Origin of the sequence: Streptomyces sp. ISL-94, assembly GCF_018614075.1 — a bacterium.
In the GTDB taxonomy this organism is placed as follows: Bacteria; Actinomycetota; Actinomycetes; order Streptomycetales; family Streptomycetaceae; genus Streptomyces.
The window spans coordinates 21,650-42,067 of record NZ_JAGGOZ010000119.1 but is presented as its reverse complement, the minus strand read 5'-3'; the positions used below and the strand labels follow the sequence as shown (position 1 = coordinate 42,067).

Annotated in this window: 15 protein-coding genes; 7 read left to right on the top strand and 8 right to left on the bottom strand. The window is 73.4% G+C overall.

The window, feature by feature from the left end; translation table 11 throughout:
- Nucleotides 1–4: 4 nt before the first annotated feature.
- The 5 genes from J7E94_RS31190 to J7E94_RS31170 all read right to left on the bottom strand — a co-directional run bounded on the left by J7E94_RS31190 (nt 5) and on the right by J7E94_RS31170 (nt 5,674).
- Nucleotides 5–844 (bottom strand): carbohydrate ABC transporter permease, encoded by an 840-nt coding sequence (locus J7E94_RS31190; RefSeq protein ID WP_215020179.1) that lies wholly within the window; start codon nt 842–844, stop codon nt 5–7.
- Nucleotides 841–1,782, bottom strand: a complete 942-nt coding sequence (locus J7E94_RS31185; protein ID WP_215020178.1) for a carbohydrate ABC transporter permease — start codon at nt 1,780–1,782, stop codon at nt 841–843. The genes J7E94_RS31190 and J7E94_RS31185 overlap by 4 nt, the downstream gene beginning before the upstream one ends.
- A gap of 6 nt (nt 1,783–1,788) precedes the next feature.
- Nucleotides 1,789–3,123: an ABC transporter substrate-binding protein gene (locus tag J7E94_RS31180; protein ID WP_215020177.1), complete on the bottom strand. Its 1,335-nt coding sequence runs from the start codon at nt 3,121–3,123 to the stop codon at nt 1,789–1,791.
- Nucleotides 3,124–3,237: 114 nt separating this feature from the next.
- Nucleotides 3,238–4,455 (bottom strand): ROK family transcriptional regulator, encoded by a 1,218-nt coding sequence (locus J7E94_RS31175; RefSeq protein ID WP_215020176.1) that lies wholly within the window; start codon nt 4,453–4,455, stop codon nt 3,238–3,240.
- 136 nt (nt 4,456–4,591) lie between these two features.
- The gene (locus J7E94_RS31170) at nt 4,592–5,674 is read right to left on the bottom strand and encodes a mechanosensitive ion channel family protein (protein WP_374224520.1); all 1,083 of its coding nucleotides are present in this window, start codon (nt 5,672–5,674) and stop codon (nt 4,592–4,594) included.
- Between the two features lie 263 nt (nt 5,675–5,937).
- Between J7E94_RS31170 and J7E94_RS31165 the strand changes: the two genes are divergently transcribed.
- Nucleotides 5,938–6,474, top strand: coding sequence for an HNH endonuclease (locus J7E94_RS31165; protein ID WP_215020175.1), 537 nt, complete (start codon nt 5,938–5,940; stop codon nt 6,472–6,474).
- Nucleotides 6,475–6,784: 310 nt separating this feature from the next.
- Here J7E94_RS31165 and J7E94_RS31160 read toward each other — a convergent pair whose 3' ends face one another.
- Nucleotides 6,785–9,790, bottom strand: coding sequence for a beta-N-acetylglucosaminidase domain-containing protein (locus J7E94_RS31160; RefSeq protein ID WP_215020174.1), 3,006 nt, complete (start codon nt 9,788–9,790; stop codon nt 6,785–6,787).
- A gap of 215 nt (nt 9,791–10,005) precedes the next feature.
- Here J7E94_RS31160 and J7E94_RS31155 point away from each other — a divergent pair, with 215 nt between their 5' ends.
- Nucleotides 10,006–12,276 (top strand): 4-alpha-glucanotransferase, encoded by a 2,271-nt coding sequence (locus tag J7E94_RS31155; RefSeq protein WP_215020173.1) that lies wholly within the window; start codon nt 10,006–10,008, stop codon nt 12,274–12,276.
- A 56-nt stretch (nt 12,277–12,332) separates the two neighbouring features.
- A complete protein-coding gene (locus J7E94_RS31150; RefSeq protein WP_215020172.1) occupies nt 12,333–12,572 on the top strand; it encodes a hypothetical protein in 240 nt (79 codons plus the stop codon).
- A gap of 168 nt (nt 12,573–12,740) precedes the next feature.
- On the opposite strand, the gene J7E94_RS31145 is transcribed toward J7E94_RS31150, so the two are convergent.
- Nucleotides 12,741–13,238, bottom strand: a complete 498-nt coding sequence (locus J7E94_RS31145; protein ID WP_215020171.1) for a MarR family winged helix-turn-helix transcriptional regulator — start codon at nt 13,236–13,238, stop codon at nt 12,741–12,743.
- Nucleotides 13,239–13,343: 105 nt separating this feature from the next.
- On the opposite strand from J7E94_RS31145, the gene J7E94_RS31140 reads away from it, so the two are divergent.
- The 4 genes from J7E94_RS31140 to J7E94_RS31125 are packed head-to-tail and all read left to right on the top strand — an operon-like array spanning nt 13,344 to nt 17,577.
- Nucleotides 13,344–14,732, top strand: coding sequence for an MFS transporter (locus tag J7E94_RS31140; RefSeq protein WP_215020170.1), 1,389 nt, complete (start codon nt 13,344–13,346; stop codon nt 14,730–14,732).
- 35 nt (nt 14,733–14,767) lie between these two features.
- The gene (locus J7E94_RS31135; RefSeq protein WP_215020169.1) at nt 14,768–15,703 is read left to right on the top strand and encodes an EamA family transporter; all 936 of its coding nucleotides are present in this window, start codon (nt 14,768–14,770) and stop codon (nt 15,701–15,703) included.
- A 40-nt stretch (nt 15,704–15,743) separates the two neighbouring features.
- Nucleotides 15,744–16,670, top strand: a complete 927-nt coding sequence (locus tag J7E94_RS31130; RefSeq protein ID WP_374224519.1) for a DMT family transporter — start codon at nt 15,744–15,746, stop codon at nt 16,668–16,670.
- 10 nt (nt 16,671–16,680) lie between these two features.
- Nucleotides 16,681–17,577 (top strand): LysR family transcriptional regulator, encoded by an 897-nt coding sequence (locus J7E94_RS31125; protein ID WP_215020167.1) that lies wholly within the window; start codon nt 16,681–16,683, stop codon nt 17,575–17,577.
- Nucleotides 17,578–17,784: 207 nt separating this feature from the next.
- On the opposite strand, the gene pepN is transcribed toward J7E94_RS31125, so the two are convergent.
- Nucleotides 17,785–20,388, bottom strand: a complete 2,604-nt coding sequence (pepN, locus tag J7E94_RS31120) for an aminopeptidase N (protein WP_215020166.1) — start codon at nt 20,386–20,388, stop codon at nt 17,785–17,787.
- Nucleotides 20,389–20,418: the final 30 nt, after the last annotated feature.

Sequence of the window (20,418 nt, the reverse complement as noted above, 5' to 3'; positions counted from 1 at the left end):
GTGATCAGCCTTTCACGCCGGTCAGGGTGACTCCCTCGACGAACGCCTTCTGGGCGAAGAAGAAGAGGACGATCACCGGTGCCATGACCAGTACGGTCGCGGCCATGGTCAGGTTCCAGTTGGTGTGGTGCGCCCCTTTGAAGGACTCCAGCCCGTAGCTGAGGGTCCATGCGGCGGGGTTGTCGGAGGCGTAGATCTGCGGGCCGAAGTAGTCGTTCCACGCGGAGAAGAACTGGAACAGCGCGGCGGCGGCGATCCCGGGCTTCGCCATCGGCAGCACCACCCGCAGCAGGGTGCGCAGCTCGCCGCAGCCGTCGACGCGGGCCGCGTCCAGGTACTCCGCGGGGATGGTCAGCAGGAACTGGCGGAGCAGGAAGATGGTGAAGGCGTCGCCGAACGCCATCGGGATGATCAGCGGCCACAGGGTGCCCGACAGGTCGAGCTGCTTGGCCCAGAAGAGGTACATCGGGATGACCACCACTTGCGGCGGCAGCATCATCATCGCGATCACCAGCAGCAGGGACAGCCGCCGCCCGCGGAAGCGGAACGTGGCGAGCGCGTAGGCGACGGGCACCGAGGACACCACGGTCAGCAGGGTGCCCAGCCCGGCGTACAGCAGGGTGTTGCGCCACCAGGTCAGGAAGCCGGGCGTGTTCCACACCTGGACGTAGTTGTCCCACTCCCAGGTGTCCGGCCACAGATCGCGGGTCAGCGCCTGCCGGTCGCCCATCAGGGAGGTGAGGAGGAGGAAGGCGAAGGGGAGGACGAAGAACAGGGCGGCGGCCACGCCGAGGGAGTGCACGCCGATCCAGTGCAGTACGGCCCTGCGGCTGTGCGTACTCACTCACCTGCTCCGATCAGTCCGCCACGGCGGCGCATCAGGAGCGCGGTGAAGGCCATGGAGAGGGCGAACAGGACGAGCGCGACGACACACGCGGAGCCGTAGTCGAAGCGCTGGAACCCGAGGTTGTAGACGAGCTGGGGCAGGGTCAGCGTGGACTTGTCGGGGTAGCCGGGCTCGAACTGCTGGCCCGAGCCGCCGATCACCCCGGCCGCCACCTTCCCGGCCACCAGCGGCTGGGTGTAGTACTGCATGGCCTGGATGACCCCGGTGACTACGGCGAACAGGATGATCGGCGAGATGTTCGGCAGGGTGATGTGCCGGAACCGCGCCCAGGCGCCCGCCCCGTCCAGCTCGGCGGCCTCGTACTGCTCCTTCGGTACGTCGAGCAGTGCGGCCATGAAGATGACCACGAGGTCGCCCACCCCCCACAGGGCGAGGGCGGTCAGCGCGGGCTTGGACCAGTCGGCGTCGGTGAACCAGCCGGGTGTGGGCAGCCCCACCGAGTCCAGCAGGCTGTTGACGGGGCCGGTGCCGGGGTTGAGCAGGAAGACGAAGGCCAGGGTCGCGGCGACCGGCGGGGCCAGGTAGGGCAGGTAGAACAGGGTCCGGAAGACCCCGGCCGCCGTTTTGATCCTGGTGATGAGCAGGCCGGTGCCCAGGCCGAAGACGACCCGGCAGCTCACCATCACCAGGACCAGCCACAGGGTGTTGCGCATGGCCGGCCAGAACAGCGGATAGTCCGTGAAGACGTAGCTCCAGTTGTCCGGGCCGTTGAAGGCGGGCTGCCGGAAGCCGTCGTACTTCGTGAAGGAGAAGTACAGGGTGGACAGCATGGGGTAGGCGAAGAAGACCGCGAACCCGATCAGCCAGGGGGAGATGAAGGCCGCGGTCCGCAGGGCGGACCGGCGGTGCTTCGCCCGCAGTGTGTGGGTGGTCATCGGGGGCTACTTGGCCTTCGCGATGTCCGTGTCGATCTGCTGGTCGGTCTTGGCGAGACCGGCCGGGATGTCGGTGACATCACCCTTCTCGACCCCGTACGCGAAGTCCTGGAAGGTCAGCTGGTAGGTGCCGCCGTCGGCCTGGGCCGGGGTGGTGCTGGACTTGGGGTGCCGGGCGATGTCGAGGAAGGTCTTGAACTCCGGGGACACCTGGAGGCCGGGGGACTCCAGGGCCGCCAGGGTGGAGGGCACGTTGTGGATGGCGTTGGCGAAGGCCACCACCGCCTCGGTGTCGGTGGTCATGAACTTCACCAGTTCCCAGGCCGCGTTCTGCTTCTTGCTGCCCGAGGCGATGCCCATGATCGTGCCCGAGAGGTAGCCCTTGCCGTAGTCGGCGGCCTGGTCGTCGGGGACGGGCAGCGGCGCGGTGCCGATGTCGAAGGCGACACCGGCCTCCTTGGCCATCGAGGCCCGCCACTCGCCGTCGATCTGCATGGCCACCTGGCCGGTGTGGAAGGGGTGCTCGGCGCTCCACTCGTCGCCGAAGGTGTTGCGGAACCTCTCCAGCTTCTCGTAGCCGCCGAGCTTGTCGACCAGGTCCTTCTGCGCGGTCAGCATCTTCGCGAAGGCGGGGTCCTTGACCAGGTTGGACTTGCCGTCGGCGCCGAAGTAGGCGGGGCTCCACTGCGCGGCCAGCCGCATGGGGGTGGTCTCGTAGCCGTGGTAGGTGGGCATCAGGCCGAGCTGCTCGTATGAGTCGCCCTTGAGCTTGGTCAGCTTCTGCGCGACGTCGGTGAACTGGCTCCACGTCCTGGGGGGCTCGGTGATGCCGGCGGCCGCGAAGGCGGTCTTGTTGTAGACGAGGCCGTACGCGTCGTTCAGCAGCGGCAGGGTGCACTGGTTGCCGTCGAACTGGGTGTACTCCAGCAGGGTCTTGGGGAAGACCTTCGTCTTGTCGATGCCGGACTTCCGGAGGAAGGGGTTCAGGTCGGCGAACGCCTTGGAGTTGCAGAACGTGCCGACGCTGTCCGTGGTGAAGGAGGAGACCACGTCGGGGGCCTTGTCCCCGCCCGCGCGCAGCGCCTGGTTGATCTTGTCGTCGGTCATGTTGCCGGTGACGTCGACCTTGATGTTCGGGTGCGCCTTCTCGAACCGCGCGATGTTCTCCTCGATCGCCTTGGCCTCGCTCGGCGCCGACCAGCCGTGCCAGAAGGTGAGGGTGACGTCCGCCTTCGGATCGTCGGAGGCCGTGTCGGCGCTCTGGCCCGTACACGCGGTGGCGAGTACGGATATGGCGGCCAGGGCGGCGGCCGTGGCGGTCAGGCGTGCGGTTCTGGGCATGGCGGGGCTCGCTCTCTGCGTGAGGAACTTCCGTAGGGGTGCCAGTGGGGGCGCGCGTGAGGGTTTGGCTCGGTGCTCGGTGCTCAGTGCGTGGGGCTTGGAGGAACGGGCGGATCAGCGGGAGGTGTCGAACACTTCGTCGCGGGTGGCGGCCAGCGCACTCTCGAGCGCGCCGTGCAGCACCGGCCGCTCCTGGACCTCGCCGGAGACCAGGCGGGGTCGGGAAGGGGCCAGTTCGGCGAGTTCCGCCTCCAGCAGGCGGCGCAGCGGGTCGCCGCCCGCGGCGATCACGGCCCCGGACAGCACCACGATCTCCGGGTCCAGCACGGCGACGAGCGAGGCGAGACCGGTGGCGAGCAGGGTGGCGTAGGACTGGAGGAAGCGCAGGTGAGGGCCCTCGGGCGCGGCCGCGGCCTGCGTGAGCAGCGCGACCGCGGCGGTGACCTCCGGGCCGTCCGGGCCCTCGGCGGCGGACGGCGGCGGGGCCTGGACGCCCAGCTCCGCGGCGAGTCCGGGAACCACCTGCGCGCCGGCCAGCTCCTGGTAGCCGCCGGTGTTGGCCCGGGTCACCTGCCGGACCAGGGGGTGCCCCGGCACGGGCAGGAAGCCGACCTCGCCGGCGCCGCCGGTCCAGCCGCGGTGCAGCCGGCCGCCGAGCACCAGGGCGGCGCCGAGGCCCTCCTCGTTCCACAGCAGGACGAAGTCCTCGTGACCGCGCGCCGCGCCGAGGCGCTGCTCGGCGACGGCGGCGAGGTTGACGTCGTTCTCGTACTCGACCGGCATCGGCAGGGCCGCCGCCAGCTCGTCGAGGAGGGTGGGGGAGTGCCAGCCGGGCAGGTGGCTGGCGTAGCGCAGCCGGCCGGTCTGCGGGTCGAAGGCGCCCGGGGTGGCGATGACCACCCGGTGCAGGTCGGAGCGGTGCAGCCCGGCCGCCTTGACGGCGCCGCCGAGGGCCTCGGTGACCTGCTGGACGGCCTCGGTGCCCTCGGCGTACGGGACCTCGTGGGTGCCGAGCACCGTGCCCGTGAGGTCGGCGACGGCCGCCAGGACGCGCCCGGGGGTCACGTCGAGCCCGCCGACGTACGCCGCCCGGGGGTTGACCGCGTACAACTGGGCGCTCGGGCCGGGGCGGCCGCCGTCGGTGCCGGTGGCCAGGACGAGTCCTGCGGCCTCCAGGCGGGCCAGCAGCTGGGAGGCGGTGGGCTTGGAGAGCCCGGTCAGGTGGCCGATCCGGGTCCGGGACAAGGGGCCGTGAGTCAGCAGGAGTTCGAGCGCGGCCCGGTCGTTCATGGCGCGCAGCAGGCTGGGCGTTCCGGGGATGGCGGCGGGCATGGCGCGGTTTCTCCCTCACCGAGGTGAACGGTCGACTGAACTGTTAGGTAAGTTTCCTATCACCGTTCGGGCCGTGTCAATGGCGCTGCCCCGCAGGATGTGACCTGCGGGGCAGCGGAGGGCGGGGCGGTGGGCGCTACTTGGCGATCCGGGGGCCGGCCGGGGACGGGATCGGGGTGGCGGCCAGCGACTGCGGGGAGGCCGGGTTCGCCAGTGCGGACGGCGGGGCGACCGCGGCCGCCGGGTCCGCCGGGGCCTCTTCCTCGTCGGCCGGGGCCGGGGCTCCGCCGATGATCCGGATGCCCGCCGCGTCGAAGGCCTCCTTGATCCGCCAGCGCAGCTCCCGTTCCACCGCGAACTGCTGGCCCGGCATCGTCTTCGCCGACACCTTCACCGTCATCGAGGCGAGCAGCACCTCGTCCAGGCCCAGCACCTCCACCGGGCCCCACAGGCGCTCGTCCCACGGGGTCTCCTTCACCAGGGCGCCGGCGACCTCCTGGACGACCTCGCGGATCCGGGCCAGGTTCTCGGACGGCTTGACCTGGACGGCCACGCCCGCGGTCGCCCAGCCCTGGCTCAGGTTGCCGATCCGCTTGATCTCGCCGTTGCGGACGTACCAGATCTCGCCGCTGTCCCCGCGGAGCTTGGTCACCCGCAGACCGACCTCGATGACCTCGCCCGAGGCCACGCCCGCGTCGATCTTGTCGCCGACGCCGTACTGGTCCTCCATGATCATGAACACGCCGGACAGGAAGTCCGTCACCAGGTTCCGGGCACCGAAACCGATCGCCACACCGGCCACACCGGCACTCGCCAGCAGCGGGGCCAGATCGATCTTCAGCGCGGCGAGCACCATCAGCGCGGCCGTGCCGAGGATCACGAACGACGCGACCGAACGCAGTACCGAGCCGATCGCCTCCGAACGCTGGCGGCGCCGCTCGGCGTTGACGAGCAGCCCGCCGAGCGCGGTGCCCTCGACCGCCTCGGCGCTGGTGTTCATCCGGTTTATCAGCTTGGTCAGCGCCTTGCGGACCGCCGAGCGGAGGGCGGCCGCGATCACGACGATCAGCAGGATCCGCAGACCGATGCTCAGCCAGGTGGCCCAGTTCTCCTCGATGAAGCTCGCGGCCTCGGTGACGCTCGCCTGGGCCTCTTTCACCGAGGGGGGTGCGTCGGGTACGTCGGCTGCGAGCGGCAGCAGAACGGCGGGCCAGGGCACGACAGGAACCTCCCGGTTTGGCGGCTGCGCGCGGAACGGATGATGTGCGGGCAGACCAACCACACTAACGGGGCATTCCCTTCACCCCGGTGCGGTGTTCGAGGGAGAGACCAGGCTCACCCGGGGATGAAGGGGAGTGTGGTTGAAAACACCCCGAGCCCGTTACTGGCTCGTGGTGGCGCTTCGACCAGCCGTAAGGAGAGACTGGAGAGCAGATCGTCCCGGCGCGAGCCACGCGCCGCCGGCGTACAAGGAGGCAGTCCGTGCCGCACGTCCTGGTCCTCAATGCGTCGTACGAGCCCCTCGGCGTCGTACCGCTCCGCCGCGCGCTCGTCCTCGTCTTGGAGAACAAAGCGGTCTCCCTGGAGGAATCCGGCGCCTATCTGCACAGCGCGACGAGAGCCGTCCCCGCGCCCAGCGTGGTCCGGCTCAAGCGCTTCGTGCGGGTCCCCTACCGGGGGCCCGTTCCGCTCACCCGGCGCGCTCTGTTCGCGCGGGACGGCGGCCGCTGCATGTACTGCGGCGCGGTCGCCACCAGCGTCGACCACGTCATCCCGCGCAGCCGGGGCGGGCAGCACGCGTGGGACAACGTGGTGGCCGCCTGCCGCCGGTGCAACCACGTCAAGGCCGACCGCCACCTGCTGGAACTCGGCTGGCGCCTGCGCCACCAGCCGGCTCCGCCGTCCGGGCTGGCGTGGCGGATCATCGGGACGGGGCACCGGGATCCGCGCTGGATGCCGTATCTCCAGCCGTACGGGGCCGAGGACGCCTTGGACCGCATCGGGGCCGCGGCCTCCTGACCCCTGGGCTCCCGCCTGGAGGCCCTGCCCACGCCCTGGCTGCGGCGCCGCTCCTGGGGGCTCGCCCCAGAGCCCGCGCCTCAAACGCCGGCGGGGCTGGATGGTGCGGCTGGCTTGCCCGGAGGGCAATTCCAGCCTCGCCGGCGTTTGAGGCGCGGGCGCGGAGCGCCGGGTAGTGAGGGGCGGCGAACGGGGCGGAGTCCGGAGTCTCAGCCCCGGCGGGCACAGTCGGCCGCGCCGGCGTTTGGGGCGCGGGGCCGGGCAGAGCCCGGTTTCGGGAAGGGGCGGGGTGGGGGAATGCCCCGCAGGGTTACGGGGCCGTCACCGCATACGCCTCCGCCGACCACAGGGAGCATCCGTACCGCGTCGCGCGGGCATCGCAGGTGATGCGGACGAAGCGCGTGTCCGGGGCGTCCACCCGGAGGGACTCGTGGCCGCCGCGGGACGACGGGACCGCGGCGGCCGGCTGCCAGGTCACGCCGTCCGCGGAGGTCTGGACCCGGTACGCCGAGGGATAGGCGTCCTGCCAGTGCAGCTCCAGGCGGCCGAGCCTGGCCGGGGCCGGGAGTTCCGCCTGCCACCACGCGCCGTCCACCGGCGGGGAGGACCAGCGGGTGGCCGGGGAGCCGTCCACGGCCGCCGAGGCCGGGAAGTCGGGGGTCTCGTCCCCCGAGGAGCTCGCCCGCGCGGTGCGCAGCAGGTCCGGGCCGCCGGTGCGCGGCACGGCCCGTACCGTCAGCGTGCGGGACTCCCCGTTGAAGGCAACCGGGATCTCGTAGCTGCCCGGCGGGGTCGTCGGTGCGACCACGACCTCGAACGGGACCGACACCCGCCCGCCGCGCGGCACCACGGCCTGGGCCGGCAGGCGGACCTCGATGCCCGCCGGCGGCTGAGCCGACAGCGGGCCGCGGACCTCGCCGGGGCCGAGCGCGGACAGCTCCGCCGAGACCCGCCGCGGGGCGCCGCCGATCTCCGCGTCGGCCCGGGCCCCGTCCGCCAGCTCGAAGCGGGCCTGCGGGCCGTCCCCCAGCCAGGGGACCACCTGGTGCACCGTGGGCGCGGCCCCGGCCGCCGCCCAGGACAGCCGCACCGCGTCGGCCCGTAGCCCCGCCGTGTCCACCTGGGTCCAGCCCGAGGCGGCCGCCTCGGCGAGCTTGCGCCAGCCCTCGCCCGGCACGTGGGCCTCCACCGCCGCGCCCCGCGTGCCCGCCGGGAGCGGGTCCGTCATCACCGTCACCGCCGACACCGGCCGTTCCGCGTCGAGCCGTACCGTCCAGGCGCCCGCGTCCTTCGTCACCGTGCCCGTCCGGCGGGCGGCCCCGGTCCAGGCGTCCGCCTCCGCCGCCGCCTGCTTCAGGAAGGGCTCCAGGACGGCCTGGTCCACCCGGGCCGCGGCCGGCTCCGCCAGTGCCTGCCGGGCGCGCGCCAGCTCCTGGGACGCCTGCCAGGCGACCGCCCCGTCCCCGCGGGCCTGGGCCTGGAGCACATCGACCGCCAGCTCGCCGGCCGCTCCGTACCGCGACAGCCGCTCCAGCCACGGCCCCGCCTCGTCCGCCAGGGCCGGCAGCCGGGCGGGTGCCTCGCGCAGCACCGTGAAGGCCCGCCGCAGCTCGGCCCCGGCCGCCGGGTCGCCCGCGGCCCGGGCCTTCCAGAACCGGTCGACCAGCGGCCCCAGGTACGCCGACTCCTGCTGCTTGAGCCCCGACGCGGCCGTGTTCCCGGCCAGCGCCGCCACCGCCTCCCGGGTCCGCGGATCGCGGCCCGCCAGCTCCCGCACCGCCGCCGCCCACGACTCCCCGGCCCGGTAGCCGCCCGGATTCCACGCGAAGTCCGCCGCCGTGAACAGCGGGATGCGCGACAGGGTGCCCTGCGGCATCGCGTTGGCCAGCAGCGCCGCCGAGCCGCCCGCCACCGCCGGCTCGCGGCCCGCGTACGGGCCGAGGAAGATCCGGCCCGGGTCCCAGTCGTTCACCGGGTAGTTGTCCATGGTGACCAGCGAATGCCCGAGGGCGGAGCGGGCGCCGGCCAGCTCCTTGCCGGTGATCGTGCGCGGCACCACGCCCACGCCCGTCCAGGCCACCTCGACCCGCCCGTCCAACGCGCCCGCCAGGGCCGTCCGGTAGGCGGTGGCGCCCTCCTGGTAGAACTCCGTCGGCAGCAGCGACAGCGCGGCCGCCCCCGGATGCCGTGCGGCCAGGTGCGCCGCCAGCTCGCCCGCGACCTCCGCGTGCGCCCTCGCGGCCGCCGCCGGACCCTTCCCGAACCGCTCCCGGTCCGCCCTGCAGCCCCATTCGGTGTAGCTGATGTCTTGGAACTGCACCTGGAAGGCCCGAAATCCCAGCTCCCACATGGCGTCCAGCTTGCGCGCCAGCGCTGCCCGGTCGGCGGCCGAGGAGAGGCACATCGACTGGCCGGGGGTGACCGCCCAGCCCAGAACCACCCGGTTGGCGGCGGCCCGTTCGGCCAGCGCGCGGAACTCCTCCTGCTGCTCCCCGGGGTACTCCTCGCGCCAGCGCGTCGTCCGGTACGGGTCGTCCCCGGGGGCGAGCAGCAGCCGGTTCTGCTTGGTGCGGCCCATGAAGTCCAGCTGCGCGAGGCGCTGTTCCCGGGTCCACGGCTGCCCGTAGAAGCCCTCGAGGATCCCGCGTACGGGCGCGGCGGGCCAGTCCCGCACCTGCACCCCGGGCACCTTCCCCGCACCCGCTTCGAGGAGTTGGCGCAGCGTCTGCGCCGCGTGGAACAGCCCGTCCTGCCCTATGCCGGCCAGCGCGACCGTGTCCCGGCCGCCGGCCCGCCCCACGGCCAGCCGGTAGCCCCCGTCCGGCAGATCGCCGGCCTCGGCCGCGCCCAGCGCCCGCAGCGCCTCCTGCGCGTCCGGGCCTTGGAGCCGTACGACGGTGCCGCGTTCCGGCAGCGGCTGCCCGGGGGCCCGCTCGTGGAGGGTCCGTACGCCCGCCCCGCGCAGGGCGTCCCGTACCACCTGGACGGCATACGGATCGGCGTCCGACGGGGCCACCAGCACGGCCTCCGCCGCCGTGGGGACCTCGCGCGCCGGGTCGGCCGCCATCGAGCGCGGCCGCGGCCACACGGCCGGACCTTCGGCCGCCGTGCGCGGGGTGTCGGCTCCGGGGTCGGGCACGGGACCGGGGGCGGGGCCCGTGCCGGGTGCCGGATCCTGGGCCGGGCCGCCCGGCGCGGCGGGTGCGGAGGGTGCCGCGAAGGCCCCGGGAGGCGCGGCGGCCACGGCGCCGCCGAGCAGCGTCCCGATCACCGCGACGGCCGCGGCCGTCGCCCGCTTCCTGCCCCTGAGCTGCACAGAGCCTCCCCGTCCCGAGACGTCCCCCGCTCGTACGAACGAGCCCGAGCCCACCACCAGTGCGGGCGGAGTGTCAATGCGCATGGGTGATCTGACCTGGATCGGCCAGGAATGCGATGCCTCCGAGTGGGTATGGCTCGGGTGTTTCCCGGCGGCGTCCGGCCCTTCTGCACCACCCTTCTGATCCACCCTCACGCACGAAGGAGTGCCCGTAGATGGACGACCTCGCCCGGCTCGCGGCCCTGCACGGCATCGCGACCGCCCACCATCCCGCCGCGGACGTCACCGTCCCGGTGCCGCGGGCCACGGTCACCACCGTGCTCGGGCTCCTCGGGGTGGCCGCCGAGACGCCGGAGGACATCCGGGCGAGCCTGGCCGAGGCCGAACGGGCGGCTGCGGCGCGGCTGCTGCCGCCCGTGCTGGTGCGGTGGGCGGGCGAGCCGCCGCCGGCCGCACTGGCCGTCCTGCCGGCCGGGACCCGGATCCGGCTGGAGCCGGAGGCGGCGGAGCCGGACCGCTGGGACGCGGGGCCGGACCACGTGGGCGCGGGGCCGGACTTGGCCCAAGCGGACCCGGGGGCTGCGGGCGGGGGTGCCGTCGGGGTCGACCCCGCGGCGGGGCCCGTTCCGGCGGGGCCGGGCGCGTGCCGGGGCACCTCCTCGGGCGCCGAACGTGGCCAGGGGGCGGACAGTGATGCGGTACTGCGTTCGGCGCCCTGCGGGGGCGCCCCGGCACACACCCGGCCCCGGCGGCACTCGACCGAGGGCCTTGCGGGGGCCGCAGCCGCGCCGGTGGAGTGGTGCGTCGGGGTCGGCGGGGTGCTGCCCGAGGGGTTGCCGCTGGGGGTGCATCGGATCGGCGTCGCCCTGCCCGACGGGCGTACCGCCGAGGCGACGCTCGTTTTGGCCCCGGACCGGGCCCCCGCCGCACCCGACCGGGCCCACGGGCTGCTCGTCCAGCTGTACTCGCTGCTCTCCGAGCACTCCTGGGGCATGGGGGACCTCGGCGACCTCGCCGCGCTCGCCCGCTGGGCCGGCCGCACCCACGGCGCCGGTTTCATCCAGGTCAACCCGCTGCACGCGGCGGTGCCCGGCACCCCGACCGACCCGTCCCCCTACCGCCCCTCCTCCCGCCGCTTCCCCGACCCCGTCCACCTGCGCGTCGAGGACGTCCCGGAGTACGCCGGCTGCCCCGAGCGCGAAGCCCTCGCCGAACTCGCCGCCCGAGGCGGTGAGCTGCGCCGCGAGGTACTGGAGAAGGGGGCGCTGATCGACCGCGACGCCGTCTGGGACCTCAAGCGCCAGGCCCTGGAGCTGCTGTACGCCGTCCCGCGCACGCCCGACCGCGAGGCCGCCTACGTACGGTTCCGCGCCGAGCAGGGGCCGGCGCTGGACCGGCACGCAGCGTGGTGCGCCGCAGCCTCCGGGGAGGACCCGGAGGAGCGCGGCGACTTCCACCGGTGGCTGGTCTGGCTGACCGACGCCCAGCTCGCCGCCGCCCAGCGGGCCGCGCGGGAGGCCGGCATGGCCGTGGGCATCGTGCACGACCTCGCGGTCGGCGTGCACCCCGAGGGCTCCGATGCCCGGACCGGCCCCTTCCACGCCCGGCGCACCTCGGTCGGCGCCCCGCCGGACGCCTTCAACGCGCGCGGCCAGGACTGGGGCCTGCCGCCCTGGCGCCCGGACCGGCTGGCCGCCACCGGGTACGCCCCCTTCCGTGCCCTGCTGCGCGGGGTGTTCCGGTATGCGGGCGCTCTGCGGATCGACCACGTGATGGGCCTGTTCCGGCTCTGGTGGATCCCGGAGGGCTGCCCGCCCGCCGAGGGCACGTACGTCTCGTACGACGGCGAGGCCATGCTGGCGATCCTGGTGCTGGAGGCCCACCGCGCCGGGGCCCTGGTCGTCGGCGAGGACCTCGGGACGGTGGAGCCGCGGGTCCGCCGCGCGCTGGCCCGGCGCGGGGTGCTCGGCACCTCGGTGCTCTGGTTCGAGCGGGACTGGGACGGCGCCGGGGGCCCGCTCGCGCCGCAGGCCTGGCGGGCCGACTGCATGGCCACCGCCACCACCCACGACCTGCCGCCGACGGCCGCCAAGCTGGCCGGGGGCCATGTGGAACTGCGCGACCGGCTCGGGCTGCTGACCCGCCCGGCCGAGGAGGAACGGGCCGAGGACGCCGCCGATACCGCCGAATGGCTGGCGCTGCTGGACCGCCTCGGGTTGGAGACCAAGGGCGAGGAGGCCGCCGTACGGGCCCTGTACGGGTTCCTGCTGCGCACCCCGGCCCGGCTGGTCGGCGTATGGCTGCCGGACGCGGTGGGGGACCGGCGGCCGCAGAACCTGCCGGGGACGTGGGACCAGTACCCCAATTGGCGGCTCCCGGTCGCCGATGCCGGGGGGCGGCCGCTGACCCTGGAAGAACTGGCCGCCTCGCCGCGGGCGAACGCCCTGCTGAGCGCGGTGCGGGCGGGGGCCGCCGGGGGAGGGTGACCCCGGACGGCACCCCCGGGCGCGCGGGTCGTTTGGGTGTTCGCTACGTTTGCACCGTGGACAAGAAGAACGCTCTGCGCGCCGGCGCCGTCACGGCCGGAACGACGCTGATGATGCTGCTGATGACGTCTCCCGCCCTCGCGGTGGCCCGCGACGACGGCGACGACCCGGGTAAGGGCCTGAGCATTGGCGAGACGCTGGGCCTGTACGTGGCCGCGCCGATCGTGCTGTTCCTCGTCATCGCGGGCCTGGTGATGGTCGGCGACAAGTCGCGCAAGCAGCAGACCGAGAGCTGACCCGCCCCGCCGGGGCGGCACACTTCAAGACTTCCGGGGCGCCGGGGGTCCGCACGGCCGATCTGTTCGGCCGTGCGGACCCCCGGCGCCTTGTCGTGTTCAGGGGGCGGCCCGCGGCCGGCCGGGCGCCTGCCCTGACCGGTCGCACACCCGCCCGGCCGGCAGGCCCTACGGCATGTCGGCCAGCAGTTTGCGGAGCAGGTCGCCGAGGACCCGGACCTCCTCCTCGCTCAGCCCGGTGAGCGCGGCGCGCTGAACCTCCAGCCCGGCGGTGACGGCCTCGTCGATGAGGGCGAGGCCGCGGTCGGTGATCGTCACCTGGAGCCCGCGGCGGTCGTGCGGATCGGGCCTGCGGGTGAGCAGCCCGGCCTTCTCCAGCTTGTCCAGACGCCCGGTCATGCCGCCCGTGGTGAGCATGAGCGTGGCGGACAGCTGGCGGGGCGAGAGGGTGTACGGGGTTCCGGATCGGCGCAGGGTGGCGACGACGTCGAACTCCCCGCGGGAGATCCCGAAGCGGTTGTAGGTCCGCTCCATCTCGTCGCCCATGGCCTTGGTGATCCGGTAGATACGGCCGAAGACGGCCATGGGGGCGGTGTCCAGGTCCGGTCGTACCGCGTACCACTGCGCGGTGATCGCATCGACGGCGTCCTTGTTGGCCTCGGTCATGAGCGCAGTATCCGGCTTCCGCTTGTTCGTTCGCAAGAAAGTTGCTTGACGATAAGTAGCTTAGCGGTAAGCTACTCTCCAGTGACCTACTTCGGGGGAGGCGTGATGAGCACGGTCAAGGTGAGTGCGGGGGCGCGGGTGGCGGGCGAGCGGCCGCTCCTCGTCGGCGTCGGGCTCAGCGCGATCGGGATCGGCATGTACGTCCCGTTCTCGCTCGTCTTCTTCCACCACGTCACGGGCCTCTCCTTCACCCTGGTCGGGCTGGTCATGACCGTCACCGGGGTGGCCGGACTGGCCTTCATGCCGCTGGCCGGCGCGGCCGTCGACCGGTTCGGCGCAAAGAAGGTCAACCTCGTCCTCTACGGGATACGGGCGCTCGGCTTCGCCCTCTACCCCCTGGCCGGCAGCCTGCCCGCCTTCGCCGCGGTCGCGCTGGTCACCGCCCTCGCCGACCGCTCCTTCGCCGTCGTCCAGCAGTCCCTGATCGGGGAGGTGGCGCGCGGCGCCGCCCGAGACCGGCTCCAGGCCTCCCTCCGGGCCCTGCAGAACGCCGGGATGGGTGCGGGCGCCCTCCTCGTCTCCGGAGTGCTGGCGGTGTGGGGGACCGGGGGATTCACGTACACCGCCTGGGGCAACGCACTCGCCTTCGCCCTCGCCGGACTGCTCGTCAGCCGGGTCCGGCCGGTCCGCGACACCGCCGCCACCGCCGCCACCGCCACCGCCACCGCCACCGCCACCGCCCTTGCCACCGCCACCGCCCCCGCCCTTGCCACCGCCCCCGCCGCCGGCTCCGCCAAGCGCCCGCCCGCCGGCTACCGGATGGTCCTGCGGGACCGGCCCTTCCTCGGTCTCACCGCGGCCAACTTCCTGACCGCGCTGGGCTACTCCGCCCTCTCGGTCCTCTTCCCGCTCTACCTCTCCACGTGGCTGACGGCCCCCGACTCCCTCACCGGAGCCGCCTTCACCGTCAACACCGCCCTGTGCGCCGGCGTCGGCGTGCTGGTCGCCGGCCGGGTCCGCCGCTCCGGAGCCCGCCGCACCCGCTCCGCGGCCCTCGGCGCCCTGCTCTTCGCCGCCGCCTTCGTGGGGCAGATCGTGCTCGGCACGCTGCGCCCCGGCCAGACCGGGACCCTGGTCGCCCTGCTGGCCATCGTGGTCGTCTACACCCTCGGGGAACTGGTGCACAGCCCCTCCGGCGGCGCCCTGTCGGTCTCCGCCGCCCCCGAAGCCGTCCGCGGCCGCTACCTCGCCACCTACCAGCTCTCGTACTCGCTGGCCAGCGCCCTCGCCCCCTCCCTCTTCACCGCCCTGCTCGCCGTCGACGGCCGGCTGCCCTGGGCCGTCCTGACCGTCACCGCGCTCGGCGCCGCCCTGGCCCTGGTCCGGCTGGAGCGCCACCTGCCCGCCGAGGCCGTGTACGCCGAGCCGCCGGTCCCGGCCGCGGTCGCGGCGGCGGCCCCGGCCCCGCGCCCCTCGGCGCCCGCCGCCGTCTGACCCCCGTTCCTCACCTGCCCGAGGAGTAACCCGCCGTGAAGCGCATCGCCACCGTCGCCCTGACCGCCCTCGCCCCCGTCTCCTGGGGCTCCACGTACGCCGTGGCCACCGAACTGCTGCCGCCCGACCGGCCCCTGTTCACCGGCGTGATGCGGGCCCTGCCCGCGGGACTGCTGCTGACCGCCCTCGCCCGGACCCTGCCCAAGGGCGAGTGGTGGTGGAAGTCCGCCGTCCTGGGCACCCTCAACATCGGCGCCTTCTTCCCGCTGCTGTTCCTCTCCGCCTACCGCCTGCCCGGCGGGGTCGCGGCCGTACTGGGCGCCGCCGGCCCGCTGTTCGTCGTAGGACTCGCCGCCCTCGTCCTCGGGGAGCGGGCGAGCCTGCGCACCGTACTCGCCGCCGTCGTCGGGGCGTTCGGCGTGAGCATGGTCGTCCTCACCGCCGAGGCGAAGCTCGACCTCGTCGGCATCGTCGCCGGTGTGATCTCCTCCGCGTCCATGGGCGCCGGTACGGTCATGACCAAGCGCTGGGGCCGCCCCGAGGGCGTCGGACCGCTGGCCATGACCGGCTGGCAGCTCACCGCGGGCGGACTGGTCATCATCCCCGTCGCCGCCCTCGTCGAGGGGGCGCCGCCCGCGCTCGACGGCAAGGCCTTCCTCGGCTACGGCTACATGATGCTGATCAACACCGGGATCGCGTACTGGCTCTGGTTCCGCGGCATCGGGCAGCTCACCGCCACCTCGGTCACCCTGCTCGGCCCGCTCTCCCCGCTCACCGCCGCCGTCATCGGCTGGGCCGCCCTCGGGCAGGCGCTGAGCCCCGTGCAGCTGGCGGGCATGGCGATCGCCTTCGGGGCCACGGTCGCCGGCCAGCTCGCGGCCGCCCGCGCCGCCTCCCAACCATTCAGTTCTACTGAAAAGATTGATCGAAACATTTCGATGGACCTGAGCGATGAGCAGGTGCGACGGTAGTCCCACGCCCGACCGACCGACCCCGAGGGGGAGACACACAGTGGCCGTCATGGACCGCGTCCGTACCGTTTCGCAGGCACAGCCCGGCACCACGGGGAAGAAAGGAGCCGCCGGACTCGGCGTCCTCCTCGCCCTGCTCGCGACGGTCGTCTGGTCCGGCAGCTTCGTCGCCACCCGGGGGATGGCCGACTCGGTCCCGCCCGTCCAGGCCGTCTTCTGGCGGTGGATCATCGCCACCCTCGCCGTGGCCCCCTTCGCCGCCCGGCAGGCCTGGCAGCAGCGGGCACTGATCCGCAAGCACTTCGGCTTCATCGCCCTCGCCACGCTGTTCGGCGTCGCCCTCTACAACACCCTGGTGCACCAGGCCGGACTGACCACCTCCGCCTCCAACATGGGCATGATCATGGCCGCCTCGCCCGTCATCATGGCGCTCTACGCCCGCCTCGGCGGCGAACGGCTCGGCGCCCGGCGCACCTTCGGACTGCTCCTCGCCGCCTTCGGCGTGCTGCTGCTGGTCGGGAACGGCTCCCTCGGCTTCGACTTCGCTGCCGGCGACCTGTGGATGTTCGGCGCGGCCCTCTCCTTCGCCACCTACAGCGCCCTGCTCAAGCGCAAGCCCGCCGAACTCGGCGGACTGGCCTTCCTGCTCACCACCTTCGTGCTGGGCGCGCTGATGCTGGCCCCCGCCTACGCCGTCTCCCTCTCCGTCCAGGGCGGCTTCGAGATCGGCGCCGGAACGGTCGGACCGCTCCTCTACGTCGGAGTGTTCTCCTCGGCCGTCGCCTTCTTCGCCTGGAACAAGGCCGTCTCGATCATCGGAGCGGCCCGCGCCGGAATCGTCTACTACCTCCAGCCGGTCTGCGTGGCGATCCTCGGCTTCGTGCTCATCGGCGAGCAGACCGGACCGGCGCAGCTGCTCTGCATGGCGCTGATCCTCGGCGGTGTCGGGCTCGGTGCCCGGCGGTAGGTTCGGGCCCATGACCGAGTGGGACATCAAGAAGCTGCGGATCCTGCGGACCCTCGCCGAACAGGGGACCGTGACCGCGACGGCCGAGGCGCTGCACATGACGCCCTCGGCCGTTTCGCAGCAGCTGACCAATCTCGCCCGCCAGTTGGGGGTGGTGCTCCTGGAGGCCCAGGGCCGCCGGGTCCGCCTCACCGACGCCGCGCACCTCGTACTGCGGCACGCGGGGGCGGTGTTCGCGGAGCTGGAGCGGGCCGAGGCGGAGCTGGCCGGGTACCTCGCCGGGGACGCGGGGGAGGTGCGGATCGGCGCTTTCTCCACCGCCGTACCCGCCCTCGTCGTCCCGGCGGTGGCGGCCCTGCGGCGGACCCACCCCCGCGTGGAGGTCCGCGTACGGGAGACGGAGGCGGCCGAGTCCTACGAGCTGCTGTCCGCCGGCGGCGTGGACCTGGCGCTGTCCCTGGCCGCCCACGCGCCGACCGCCCGCGACCCCCGGTTCACCCGGGTGACGCTGATGGAAGACCCGCTGGACGTGGCGCTGCCGCCGGGCCATCCGCTGGCGGCCGCGCCGGACCTGCGGCTGGCGGACCTGTCCGGCGACCGGTGGATCTACGGGGGCAGCGGCCCCTGGTCGGAGATCGCCCGGGGCGCGTGCGAGGCGGCGGGCTTCGTCCCGGAGCAGGCCCACTCGGCGTCGGGCTGGACCGCGATCCTGGCCATGGTCGAGGCGGGCATGGGAGTGGCCCTGGTGCCGCGGATGGTGTCGAGCCGAGCCTCGGGGGTGGCGGTCCGGGTCCTCGCCCACGACCGCCCGACGCGGCACGTGATCGCGGCGGTCCGCCGGGGCGCCGAGTCCGCCCCGGCGCTGGCCCGCGTCCTGGAAGCCTTGCGCTCCGTCGCCGGGGGGTAGGGGGGCCGGTGCGGTGCGGTGCCGCTGCACGGAGCCGTCCCCTACCCGCCCTTCCACCGTTCCCCGGGCTCTGCCCGGACCAGCGCCTCATTCGCCGGCGGGGCTGAAACCTCCAGCCCCGCCGGCGTTTGAGGGACTGGGGCGCCCCGGACGAAGTCTGGGGGAGGGTCCGGGCAGAGCCCCCGGCAGCGGCGCCGCACGCGACCCTTAGGCCCGAGCGGCGGCGGAATCGGCCGCCTGGGCCTTCAGCGCGCGCTCGACGCCCGCGCGGGACTCCGACACCAGCCGGCGCAGCGCCGCGTTCGGCTCGGCCGACGCCAGCCAGGCGTCCGTCGCGGCCAAGGTCTCCTGCGAGACCTGGAGGGACGGGTACAGCCCCACCGCGATCTGCTGGGCGATCTCGTGGCTGCGGGTGTCCCAGGCCTCCTTGACCGCCGCGAAGTACTTCTCGGTGTACGGGGCCAGCAGCTCGCGCTGGTCGGTCTGGACGAAACCGCCGATCACCGCCTCCTGCACGGCGTTGGGAAGGTCCGCGGACTCCACCACCGACGCCCACGCCTCGGCCTTGGCCTCCGCCGTCGGGCGCGCGGCCCGCGCGGTCGCCGCGTGGCGCTCGCCCGCCGCGGTCGCGTCCCGCTCCAGCTCGGCCGCGATGGCCGGCTCGTGGGCGACACCCGTCGCGGCGAGCCGCTCCAGGAACGTCCACCGCAGCTCGGTGTCGACGGCCAGGCCCTCGATCTCCGCCGAGCCGTCCAGCAGCGCCGACAGGTACGTCAGCTGCCCCTCGGTTCGGGCCGTCGCCGCGAAGGCGCGTGCCCACGCCAGCTGGTGGTCGCTGCCCGGCTCGGCCGCCCGCAGGTGTTCCAGTGCGGCCTCGGTCCAGGTGGCCAGGCCCTGCTCGCGCCACGCCGGGTCGGCGTACAGGTCGATGGCCAGCTTCACCTGGCGGTGCAGCGACTGGACCACGCCGATGTCCGACTCCTTGCCGATGCCCGACAGCACCAGGGAGAGGTAGTCGCGGGTGGCCAGCTCGCCGTCCCGCGTCATGTCCCAGGCCGAGGCCCAGCACAGCGCGCGCGGCAGGGATTCGGTGAAGTCGCCCAGGTGCGCGGTGACGTTGGCGAGGGAGACCTCGTCCAGGCGGACCTTCGCGTACGACAGGTCGTCGTCGTTCAGCAGCACGACGGTCGGGCGGGTGCGGCCGGCCAGCTCCGGCACCGCCGTCAGCTCGCCGTCGATGTCCAGCTCGAGGCGGTCCGTGCGGACCAGCTTGCCGTCCTGGAGCTCGTACAGGCCGACCGCGATGCGGTGCGGGCGCAGCACCCCGCGCGGCGGAGCCGCATCATCGAACACAGTGCCCTTGGCGCCCGCCGGCAGGGCCGGGGCCTCCTGGCGGATCGCGAAGGAGGTGATGGAGCCGTTCGCGTCGGTCTCGATCTCCGGGCGCAGGATGTTGATGCCGGCCGTCTCCAGCCACGCCTTCGACCAGGCCGCCAGGTCGCGGCCCGAGGTCTCCTCCAGGGCGCCCAGCAGGTCGGACAGGCGCGTGTTGCCGAACGCGTGCGCCTTGAAGTACGCCTGCACGCCCTTGAAGAAGGCGTCCATGCCGACGTAGGCGACGAGCTGCTTGAGCACCGAGGCGCCCTTGGCGTACGTGATGCCGTCGAAGTTGACCAGGACGTCGTCCAGGTCACGGATGTCCGCCATGATCGGGTGCGTGGACGGCAGCTGGTCCTGCCGGTACGCCCAGGTCTTCATGGAGTTGGCGAAGGTGGTCCACGCGTGCGGCCACTTCGAGCCCTCCGCGTAGGCCTGGCACGCGATGGAGGTGTAGGTGGCGAAGGACTCGTTCAGCCACAGGTCGTTCCACCACTCCATGGTGACGAGGTCGCCGAACCACATGTGGGCGAGCTCGTGCAGGATGGTCTCGGCCCGCACCTCGTATGCCGCGTCCGTCACCTTCGAGCGGAAGACGTACTGGTCGCGGATGGTGACCGCGCCCGCGTTCTCCATGGCGCCCGCGTTGAACTCCGGGACGAAGAGCTGGTCGTACTTGGCGAAGGGGTAGTCGTACGCGAACTTCTCCTGGAACCAGTCGAAGCCCTGCCGCGTCACGTCGAAGATCGCGTCCGCGTCGAGGAACTCGGCGAGCGAGGGCCGGCAGTAGATGCCGAGCGGCACGGACTGCCCGTCCGGGCCCTCGTAGGAGCTGTGCACCGCGTGGTACGGGCCCACGATCAGGGCCGTGATGTACGAGGAGATGCGCGGGGTGGGCTCGAAGACCCACACCCGGTCCTTGGGCTCCGGGGTCGGAGAGTTCGAGATGACCGTCCAGCCCTCGGGGGCCGTCACGGTGAACTGGAAGGTCGCCTTCAGGTCGGGCTGCTCGAAGCTGGCGAACACGCGGCGCGCGTCCGGCACCTCGAACTGGGTGTACAGGTAGGCCTGCTGGTCCACCGGGTCGACGAAGCGGTGCAGGCCTTCGCCGGTGTTGGTGTACGCGCAGTCCGCGACGACCCGCAGCTCGTTCGCCCCGGCCGCCAGGTGCTTCAGGGCGATGCGCGAGTCCCGGAAGACGGCGGCGACGTCCAGCGCCTTGCCGTTGAGGACGACCTCGTGCACGGCCGGTGCGACCAGGTCGATGAAGGTCTCGGCCCCGGCCTCGGCCGACTGGAAGCGCACGGTGGTCACGGAGGGGTAGGTGCCGCCCTCCTGCGCGCCGCTGAGATCGAGTTCGATCTCGTAGGAGTCGACGGTGAGCAGCTTTGCCCGCTGCTGAGCCTCTTCACGGGTGAGATTCGTGCCTGGCACGCGGTCATCTCCTTTGATGGTGACGTTGCC

Excerpts from the sequence above, each read along its gene's own strand:
- J7E94_RS31175 (WP_215020176.1), bottom strand. The coding sequence starts at position 4,455 with ATGCCCGCCGCCATCCCCGGAACGCCCAGCCTGCTGCGCGCCATGAAC.
- J7E94_RS31180 (WP_215020177.1), bottom strand. The coding sequence starts at position 3,123 with ATGCCCAGAACCGCACGCCTGACCGCCACGGCCGCCGCCCTGGCCGCC.
- J7E94_RS31140 (WP_215020170.1), top strand. The coding sequence starts at position 13,344 with ATGAGCACGGTCAAGGTGAGTGCGGGGGCGCGGGTGGCGGGCGAGCGG.
- J7E94_RS31145 (WP_215020171.1), bottom strand. The coding sequence starts at position 13,238 with ATGACCGAGGCCAACAAGGACGCCGTCGATGCGATCACCGCGCAGTGG.
- J7E94_RS31155 (WP_215020173.1), top strand. The coding sequence starts at position 10,006 with ATGGACGACCTCGCCCGGCTCGCGGCCCTGCACGGCATCGCGACCGCC.
- J7E94_RS31125 (WP_215020167.1), top strand. The coding sequence starts at position 16,681 with ATGACCGAGTGGGACATCAAGAAGCTGCGGATCCTGCGGACCCTCGCC.
- J7E94_RS31185 (WP_215020178.1), bottom strand. The coding sequence starts at position 1,782 with ATGACCACCCACACACTGCGGGCGAAGCACCGCCGGTCCGCCCTGCGG.